Source organism: Nocardiopsis ganjiahuensis DSM 45031, from assembly GCF_000341085.1.
In the GTDB taxonomy this organism is placed as follows: domain Bacteria; phylum Actinomycetota; class Actinomycetes; order Streptosporangiales; family Streptosporangiaceae; genus Nocardiopsis; species Nocardiopsis ganjiahuensis.
The window spans coordinates 35,249-43,765 of the sequence record NZ_ANBA01000035.1 but is presented as its reverse complement, the minus strand read 5'-3'; the positions used below and the strand labels follow the sequence as shown (position 1 = coordinate 43,765).

The window sequence follows — 8,517 nt, the reverse complement described above, 5'->3', positions numbered from 1 at the left end:
GGGGGCTGCCGCTCCGGGGCGACCCAAGGGCACTATTCGGGCATAAAGTGCGTTCGGTGTAATTGGGTGTGCAGGGTATTAGGCGCCTGAGGGCTCGCGCGAAACGAATCTACGAAGTTCATTAGTTCTCTGTGTGCGGGTTCTTTCTGGGGCTTGCCGGAGTAGGGATCTCCACGAAGAGTCGTTGTACAGGAACTCTTTGTGTCTGCAAATAAGACTGTGAACAGCAAACATGTCTCTCAGTAGTAATTCATTGACGTTGCGTGTTCATGATCTGAGTAAACATTTCAGGAAAAGGCCTGCGTGACTTCCAGGGCTGCTAACGTTTCGGTCCGTTGGCGGTTCGCGTCGGAAAGAACTCCGAAAGAACCGAACCGTCGCCCTTGTTTGTGTATGCGGACCACCCCGCCGTTCCGGTGCTCTTCGTGCAAGAGCTCGTGTGGACGGGTCCGCTCACCGCGTGACCCAAGGCGACCGCACTGCCGACCCGGGTTCGGGCACACGGCAGTGGCGTTCCGCTCAGCGCATCCCCTGGCACTTCTTCGTGAAAGGTCCAAGCCGCACCATGCGAAACACGTTCCGTTACTCCTTCGCCACCGCACTGACCGCGGGGCTGGTACTCGCTCCGTTCAGCGCGGCGTTCGCCAACCCCGACACCGACGGCTCCGGCGGTGTGGGCAGCGGCAACCAGGTCGTCGTCCCCGTCGACGTCGAGGCCAAACTGTGCGGGAACTCGCTGGCCGTCCTCGGGATCTCCAAGGCCAAGTGCACCCAGGTCACCGAGGTGCTCTACGAGAGCAGCGGCCAGGGAGCCACCACCGACGGCTCGGGTGGTGTGGCCAGCGGCAACCAGATCGTCGTCCCCGTCGACGCCGCCGTCGACGTCTGCGGCAACTCCGTGGCCGTGGCCGGGATCTCCGAGGCCGAGTGCGTGGAGGTGGTCGAGGTCCTGGAGGAGGAGTCCGAGGACGCTCCCAGCACCTACACCGACGGCTCGGGTGGTGTGGCCAGCGGCAACCAGATCGTCGTCCCGGTGGACACCGCCATCGAGATCTGCGGCAACTCCGTGGCCGTCCTGGGCGCCTCCAGCGCCGAGTGCACCACGATCATCAACATCATCCACGCCTCCCCGGACAACCAGGCGGCGCCCAGCACCGACGGTTCGGGCGGTGTGGCCAGCGGCAACCAGGTCGTGGTCCCGGTCGACGCGGCGGTCGAGATCTGCGGCAACGCGGTCTCCGTGCTCGGCATCGCCGAGGCCTCCTGCGTCTCGCAGATCTCCGACGAGACCGAGACCCCCGAGGAGCCGGAGGAGCCGAAGGACCCCGAGGAGCCGAAGGAGCCCGAGGAGCCGAAGGACCCCAAGGACCCCGAGGAGCCGAAGGACCCCAAGGAGCCTGAGGACGACGGCAAGAAGGAGGAGGACGACTCCGGCAAGGGTGACGACAAGCCCGCCCCCCAGGAGCAGGCCGGTGAGGAGCTCGCCGTCACCGGTAGCGCCCTGGGCGGTCTGATCGCCGCCGCCGTGGCCGCTGTCGGCGCCGGTGGCGCCGGCCTGTACTTCGCCCGCAAGCGCAAGGCCGCCTCGGCCGCCGCCGACGAGTAGGAGCGATCCGGCCGGCCGTCTGCCCGCGGGGGAGGCCGGTCGGAGCGCACGGCACACGGGGCCGCCGGGGAACCGGCGGCCCCGTCCGCGTGTGCCGGGCAGGGACACGGCCCCCGCGCGCTCGGGGGAGCGGACACGGAGCCGGGGCCGGTGTGGGGTGGCCGGGAACGTCTCATAACCTCGAAGACGTGCTCAAAGTCCTGTTCTCCTCACGCATGCTGGCCTTCCACGCGATGGTCGTGGTTCTTGTGCCCGCCTTCATCTGGCTGGGGTTCTGGCAGCTGGACCGGGCCGAACAGCGCAGCGCCGCGGTCAACCTCCAGCGGGACAACGTCGCCGCGGAGCCCGTGTCCGTCGACGAACTCACCTCCGTGGGCGGCGACGTCGATCCGGCCGACCGCTGGCGCACGGTCGAGGCGACCGGTACCTGGGACCCCGAGAACGAGCTGCTGCTGCGCAACCGGGACGGCTCCCAGGGAGTGGGCTTCCACGTCCTCACACCGCTGGTCACCGAGGACGGCACCGCGGTCCTGGTCAACCGGGGGTGGATCGAGCGCGGCGAGAACGCCCAGGACACCCCTGACGCTCCGCCGGTCCCCGAGGGTGAGGTCGAGGTGACCGGCCGCCTCCAGTTCGGCGAGACCGAGGAGAACACCGGCCTGCACAACCGCGAGGGCATGCCCGAGGGGCAGATCATGTTCGTCGACGTGGACATGCTGGCCGAGCGGCTGCCCTACCCGATCTACGGCGGGTACGTGGAGCTCACCGGGCAGGACCCGGCGCCCGAGCAGGCACCGGAGCGGGTGGCCCTCCGGGAGGAGGACACCGGTATGAGCGCGTCCTACGCCTTCCAGTGGTGGGTGTTCAGCGTCGTCGCGGTCGTGGGCTGGATCGTCCTCGTCCGCCGGGAGCTCCGCGAGGCCCGGGAGGGTGGCGGAGACGGTGACACCGGCAGCGGTGGGGCGGGCAACGGCGGTGGATCCGGGAACGGCGGCAGCGGCGAGGCGGGGGACACCGGCGGGCCCGGGAACCGGGACACTGGGAGCGAGGGCTCGGACGAGCCTTCTGACGAGCCCTCGGAACGGGTCCGGCAGGCCCGGACCTGACCCGGCCCCGCCCCTAGGAGCAGCGTGTACGACGACATGGACTACCCGGAACCCGGTCGGGTGGAACGGCGTGCGGTGGGGGGCGGTGAGAGCGCCCGGGCCGGTCGGCTCTGGTGGGACGGCGCCGCCGACGCCTACCAGGCCGAACACGGTGACTTCCTCCGCGACGCGGGTTTCGTCTGGTCTCCCGAGGGTGTGGACGAGGCCGACGTGCGGCTGCTCGGCGAGGTGGCCGGGAAGAGGGTTCTGGAGATCGGCTGCGGAGCCGGCCAGTGCGGCCGGTGGCTGCGCTCCCAGGGCGTGAGCGAGGTCGTGGGGTTCGACCTGGCCCGGCGTCAGCTCCAGCACTCGAGGCGGCTCGACGAACAGACCGGTCACCGGTTGCCCGCGGTCCAGGCCGACGCCCAGCGGATGCCGTTCGCCACCGGCTCCTTCGACGTGGTCTTCTCCTCCTTCGGGGCGTTCCCGTTCGTGCCCGCGGCCGAGACGGCACTGGCCGAGGCAGGTCGGGTGCTCCGGCCCGGAGGAAGGTTCGTGTTCTCGGTGACCCACCCGATCCGTTGGTGTTTTCCCGACGACCCCACCAAGAACGGGCTGACCGTCAAGGAGTCCTACTTCGACCGCCGGGCCTACGTGGAGGAGGACGACGCGGGCCGGGCGGTCTACGTCGAACACCACCACACGGTGGGCGACTGGCTGCGGGGGATCGTCGCGGCGGGGCTGGTGTTCCAGGACATGGTCGAGCCGGAGTGGCCCGAGGGCAACGACCAGGTGTGGGGCGGCTGGGGGCCGGTGCGCGGCCGGATGATCCCGGGGACGGCGATCTTCTCGGCGGTCAAGCCGGCCTAGGCCGGGCCGCCCCAGCGGGCCGGGCTGTCCCAGTGACTCGGTCCCAAGGGTCCCAGCGGTCCGGTCCGCTCCGAGCAGGGGCGGCCGGGAGCCGGGGCCGGTTTCAACCGAGCAGGTACTCGGGCGGTACGGAACCGGCCAGCCACACACCGTTCCCGGTGACCCGGAACTCGTGGCCGTCGGCGTGCATGCGCGCCGAGTCGACCGTGAGCACGACCGGTGTCCCCCGCCGCGCGCCGACCTTGCGGGCGGTCTCCTCGTCCGGGGACAGGTGCACGTGGTGCCGGTTCATCGGGCGCAGGCCCTCGCGGTGGATCGCGGACAGGAACCGGCCCACGGTGCCGTGGAAGAGCCGGTCGGGTGGCGGCACCGGTTCCAGTGAGAGGTCCACGCGGACCGAGTGCCCCTGCTGCGCGCGCACGCGCAGGCCGTCCGGGCTGAGGGCGAAGCGCTTCTTGTCGTTGGTGTGGACGATCTCCCGCAGCTCCTCGGGAGTGAGGGGGCGCCCGGCGCGGCGGCAGCCGGAGAGCAGCTCGTCGACCCCGACCCAGCCGTGGGGGTCGAGGGTGATCCCGGCCCTGGCCGGATCGTGGCGCAGGACCAGGGAGAGGAACTTGGAAGCACGGACGATCTCCTTGTTGTTCATGGCTTCGATGATCCCGGCCGCGCGCGTGTGCTTCCAGGGGTGGGGTTCCAGTGGTTCCGCACAGGTGCGAAACCCTCTTGGGCGCGGATGGTGCGGGACGGTAGTTTCGTGCCTCTGGGGAGTTTCCGCCGGAAGCCGCCCCGAGAGAGGAGTCCCGTGTCCCAGCGGTTGCGTGAGGTGTGGAACCAGACCCGTGAGGCCTACGAGCGGGAGAACTACCGCGTGGACGGCCGGGAGATCGACCTCTCCGCGCCGCTGGCGGCGATGCGGGAGGGCACACGGCTCCACCTGCCCGAGGAGATCCAAGGGCTGACCGCCCCGGAGGGCGGGCGCGAGACCCGCTTCGAGGTCACCGGTGAGAGCACCCTGGCGGCCGCGCGGCGGCTGGTGGGCGAGCGGGTCGGCCGGGTGGCGGCGCTGAACTTCGCCTCCGCGCGCAAGCCCGGCGGCGGGGTGGTCAACGGGGCGAAGGCGCAGGAGGAGAGCCTGGCCCGGGCCGGCGCGCTCTACGACTCCCTGATCAGCTGCCCGGAGTACTACGACCACCACGTGGCGAACCGGAGCCTGCTCTACAGCGACCGGGTGATCTGGTCGCCGAGCGTCCCCGTGTACCGCGACGACCGCGCCGGATGGCTGCCCGAGGCGGTGGCGGTGGACTTCCTCACCGCGGCCGCTCCCAACCTGCGGATGATCCAGCGCAACCAGCCCGAACTCCTTCCCCTGGTGCCGCCGACGCTGGACCGGCGGGCCCGTGCCGTACTGGCCGTGGCCGCCCACCACGGCACGGAGAGACTGGTGCTGGGGGCGTGGGGCTGCGGGGTGTTCGGCAACCGGCCGGAGGCGGTGGCGGCGGCGTTCGCCGAGCACCTGGGAGGGGAGTTCGCGGGGGTGTTCGAGCGGGTCGTGTTCGCGGTCCTCGACCGGGACGAAGCGGTGCGCAGGCCCTTCGAGGAGAGGTTCGGTGAGCGGTCGTGACCGGTCTGCGGATCAGGACCGCGGTGCCCGAGGACCACGCGCGGATCCTGCGGGTGTGCGACCAGTGGTGGGGCAAGCCGGTCGCCCACCTCCTCCCGAAGCTGTTCCTCGACCACTTCCACACCACCAGCCTCACCGCGGAGGCCGACGGGGAGCTGGCCGGCTTCCTGGTGGGTTTCCCCTCTCCCGCCCGGCCCGAGGAGGCGTACGTGCACTTCACCGCGGTGTCCCCGGAGCACCGGGGCGCCGGACTCGGTCGGGAGATGTACCGCTGGTTCACCGAGGCGGCCAGGGCCGGCGGCCGCTCGGTGGTGCGGGCGGTCACCGCGCCGGGCAACGAGCGCTCGATCGCCTTCCACCGGTCGATCGGGTTCACCGTGACCGGCCCGCACGCCGACCACGACGGCCCCGGCGTGGACCGGATGTGCTTCGAACTGCGGCTGTGATGCGCGGGCCGGGAGTTCACACCCCGTAGCGCCGGTGGGCCTCGCTGGCCTGGGCCACGCGGCGCAGGGTGGCGAGGAGGCGTTCGCCCAGGACGGTACCGACCACGACGGTCTTGAGGATCTCGTCCAACTCGGTGAAGTTCTCGACGTAGTCGTGGTCGATGCGGGCTATCTCGTCGGCGGCGCGTGCGTATCCGTCGGCCCACTCCTGGTCCGGGGCGTTGCCCGCTCGGTGCAGCGCGGAGAGCACCCTCGCGAGTTCTCCGCGCAGAGGTGAGTCCGGGTGGACGTACCAGCCGTGCCGCTCGGTCAGGGAATCGGCTTCGGCGAGTTCCTCCTCGGTGGGCTCGGTCCCGCTGGTGAGGGGGCCGACGCCCCTGAGGGCCACGCCCATGAGGTCGTCGAGGTTGGCCGTGTCGCTGTCGATCACCTTGAGCAGGTCCCGGGTGGCGGCCACCGAGAGCCCGCCGACCTCGGTGAGGGCGCTGACGAGGCGGAGCCGGTTCAGGTGGCTCTCGTCGTAACGCGCCTGGTTGGGGCTGGTGAGCTCGCCCCGGTGCAGGAGGCCCTCCCGCAGGTAGAACTTGATGCTCGGTACGGACACCCCCGAGCTCCGGCTCAGTTCCGCGATACGCATGGATTCCCTTCGGCACTTCGGGTCTGGACACGGTACCCCCCTTGCGCACGCGCGCCTCTTTATGGATAGTAAGAGTATCTATAACGGATACTCGAAGTATCCGTATGAGGGGTTTCCATGCCGACGCTTCGCACCTCCTACTCCTGGCACCGACCGCTCATGCTCACCGCGTACCTGTGCGTGGCCCTCCTCGCCGTGAGCGCGGTCGGCCTCGCCGTCGACGACCGGACCGTCAACGGCGAGGCGGCCTGGCTGAAGCCGGCCAAGTTCTCGGTGTCGATCGTCATCTACAACGTCACCATCGCCTGGCTGCTCTCCCTGCTCACCCGCCGGCCACGGGCCGGCTGGTGGCTCGGCACGGTCATCGCCGTCATGGGCGCGGGTGAGATGGCCCTGATCATCACCCAGGTGGCCCGGGGGCAGATGAGCCACTTCAACAACACGACCCCGTTCGACGCCGTCGTCTATGCGGTCATGGGCGGCATGATCACCGTCCTGTGGGTCGCGACCCTCGTGCTCGGCGTGATCCTCGTGTTCCAGCGCATCCGTGAACGCTCCACCACGTGGGCCATCCGCATCGGGGTGGGGATCGCCCTCCTCGGTATGGCGGTCGGACCGCTGATGACCGCACCCACCCCCGCCCAGGTCGAGGAGTTCGCCGAAGGGGGGCCGGACGCCATCGGCGCCCACGCCGTGGGCCTCGCCGACGGCGGGCCGGGCCTGCCCCTCGTCGGCTGGAGCACCGTCGGCGGAGACCTGCGCGTGGGCCACTTCGTCGGCATCCACGGACTCCAGGTCATCATCCTGTTCGCACTGGCTCTGACCGTCCTCGCCGCGCGCTTCCCCCGCCTGCGCGACGACGGTGTCCGCCTGCGCCTGACCGCCGTGGTCGGTGCCGCCTACACGGGTCTGACGGTGCTCACCGTCTGGCAGGCGCTGCGCGGCCAGTCCGTGGTCGCCCCCGACGTTCTCACCCTCGCCGTCGGCGGAACACTCGCGGCCCTCACCGCACTGGGACTGGTGTGGGTCGTACGCGTATCATCCGGGCAACCGGACGAGGAGGACGAGGGTGCGGTTGAAGCTCGATCTGCATGACATCTTCAACAAGGGGCGGAGCATCGACCAGGCCCTGAGCGACATCATGGACGAGGCCGAGCGCAAGAAGGCCAAGACCGTGGAGGTCATCCCGGGCAAGGGGTCGGGCCAGCTGAAGAAGCGCGTGCTGCGCTTCCTCGACCGCAAGGACGTCAAGGCCCGCTACCACCGGGTCGAGAAGGACTCCAAGAACTTCGGACGCCTGTTCATCCATTTTCGGCACTGATGTCCTGTGGGCGTGTCGCCCCTGCTCCGATGGCGCTTGCTGGACATGGTGTAATACGCGTATTACGATCATGGTATGGCGAAGGTTCGTATCAGTATCAGCCTTGACCCGGAAGAGGCCGAGCGTGTCAGGTCTCACGCGGAGCGTGCGGGCATGGACGTGTCGGCCTACCTGGTCAACGCCGCGATCCGGCAGATGGCCGAGGTCGAGGCGGCCGAAGCGCAGTTCGCGGGTCTCGACGCGCTGATCGCGGACGCCGAAGGGCGTGCCGCGCACTACGGGCCCGCGGACGAGGCGGGCGAAGAATCCCTGAGTGAGGACGAGCGCCGTGAGGTGGACGAGGCGATGCGCCTGGTCCACGGCGTCGGGGAGACCCATGGGTCTCCCCGGGGAGAGGTGGCGTGAGCACCCGCACCCCCGTCTACGACACGGGGATGCTCATCGCCCTGGCGGCGCGCAAGGCCAAGGCCGTACAGATGCACCGGGGGCTCGCCCGGTCCCCGCACCGCCCCGTGGTCCCCGGCCCCGTCCTCGCCCAGGTGTGGCGTCCGGAGCCGGCGACCGTTCACGCCATGGGCGCGGTTCTGAAGGAGTGCACGGTGCCGCAGGCCCGCTCGTCCGCCCCCGCGTTGCGCCCGACGGGTGCGGGACAGGCGGAGTGCATCGTGTGCGCGACGGCCCCCGACATCACCGACTGGCGGCGCATCGGTGCGGTGCTGGGTGTGGCGGTGCTCCCCGCGAAGAAGCGCCCGGACGCGGTGGACGCCCTGGTCGCCTGGACTGCCGTGAAGCACCGGAGCGCGGTGGTGTTCACCAGTGACCCCGGGGACATCACCGCGTATGTGGAGGCGATCGGCGCCGACGACGTGCACGTGGTGGCGGTATGAGTCCCATGGCTCGGGAGCGCCGTTGACAGGAGTGCGGTCGCCGT

The 8,517-nt window shown here is 70.2% G+C and carries 11 protein-coding genes; 9 read left to right on the top strand and 2 right to left on the bottom strand.

Annotated features, from left to right (window positions below):
• The first annotated feature begins 565 nt into the window (after nt 1–565).
• The 3 genes from D458_RS0131870 to D458_RS0131860 all read left to right on the top strand — a co-directional run bounded on the left by D458_RS0131870 (nt 566) and on the right by D458_RS0131860 (nt 3,561).
• Nucleotides 566–1,606 carry a chaplin family protein gene (locus D458_RS0131870; RefSeq protein WP_017590775.1) on the top strand — a complete coding sequence of 347 codons (1,041 nt, stop codon included), beginning with the start codon at nt 566–568 and terminating at the stop codon, nt 1,604–1,606.
• A 188-nt stretch (nt 1,607–1,794) separates the two neighbouring features.
• Nucleotides 1,795–2,712, top strand: coding sequence for an SURF1 family cytochrome oxidase biogenesis protein (locus tag D458_RS0131865; RefSeq protein ID WP_017590774.1), 918 nt, complete (start codon nt 1,795–1,797; stop codon nt 2,710–2,712).
• A 24-nt stretch (nt 2,713–2,736) separates the two neighbouring features.
• The gene (locus D458_RS0131860; protein ID WP_017590773.1) at nt 2,737–3,561 is read left to right on the top strand and encodes a class I SAM-dependent methyltransferase; all 825 of its coding nucleotides are present in this window, start codon (nt 2,737–2,739) and stop codon (nt 3,559–3,561) included.
• Between the two features lie 103 nt (nt 3,562–3,664).
• Here the strand turns inward: D458_RS0131860 and D458_RS0131855 are convergent, their stop codons facing one another.
• Nucleotides 3,665–4,207: an RNA 2'-phosphotransferase gene (locus D458_RS0131855; protein WP_017590772.1), complete on the bottom strand. Its 543-nt coding sequence runs from the start codon at nt 4,205–4,207 to the stop codon at nt 3,665–3,667.
• A gap of 156 nt (nt 4,208–4,363) precedes the next feature.
• Between D458_RS0131855 and D458_RS0131850 the strand changes: the two genes are divergently transcribed.
• Nucleotides 4,364–5,182 (top strand): TIGR02452 family protein, encoded by an 819-nt coding sequence (locus D458_RS0131850; protein WP_017590771.1) that lies wholly within the window; start codon nt 4,364–4,366, stop codon nt 5,180–5,182.
• The gene (locus tag D458_RS0131845) at nt 5,179–5,628 is read left to right on the top strand and encodes a GNAT family N-acetyltransferase (protein ID WP_017590770.1); all 450 of its coding nucleotides are present in this window, start codon (nt 5,179–5,181) and stop codon (nt 5,626–5,628) included. The genes D458_RS0131850 and D458_RS0131845 overlap by 4 nt, the downstream gene beginning before the upstream one ends.
• A 16-nt stretch (nt 5,629–5,644) precedes the next feature.
• Here D458_RS0131845 and D458_RS0131840 read toward each other — a convergent pair whose 3' ends face one another.
• A complete protein-coding gene (locus D458_RS0131840) occupies nt 5,645–6,265 on the bottom strand; it encodes a MerR family transcriptional regulator (RefSeq protein WP_017590769.1) in 621 nt (206 codons plus the stop codon).
• Nucleotides 6,266–6,382: 117 nt separating this feature from the next.
• Here D458_RS0131840 and D458_RS0131835 point away from each other — a divergent pair, with 117 nt between their 5' ends.
• The 4 genes from D458_RS0131835 to D458_RS0131820 all read left to right on the top strand — a co-directional run bounded on the left by D458_RS0131835 (nt 6,383) and on the right by D458_RS0131820 (nt 8,473).
• The gene (locus D458_RS0131835) at nt 6,383–7,360 is read left to right on the top strand and encodes a hypothetical protein (protein ID WP_017590768.1); all 978 of its coding nucleotides are present in this window, start codon (nt 6,383–6,385) and stop codon (nt 7,358–7,360) included.
• Entirely contained in the window at nt 7,335–7,586 is a 252-nt protein-coding gene (locus tag D458_RS0131830) for a Smr/MutS family protein (protein WP_017590767.1), read from the top strand. The genes D458_RS0131835 and D458_RS0131830 overlap by 26 nt, the downstream gene beginning before the upstream one ends.
• Nucleotides 7,587–7,661: 75 nt before the next feature.
• Complete coding sequence (locus D458_RS0131825) at nt 7,662–7,991, top strand: plasmid mobilization protein (RefSeq protein ID WP_026119885.1); 330 nt, start codon at nt 7,662–7,664, stop codon at nt 7,989–7,991.
• A complete protein-coding gene (locus tag D458_RS0131820; protein ID WP_017590765.1) occupies nt 7,988–8,473 on the top strand; it encodes a hypothetical protein in 486 nt (161 codons plus the stop codon). The genes D458_RS0131825 and D458_RS0131820 overlap by 4 nt, the downstream gene beginning before the upstream one ends.
• The last annotated feature ends 44 nt before the right edge of the window (nt 8,474–8,517 follow it).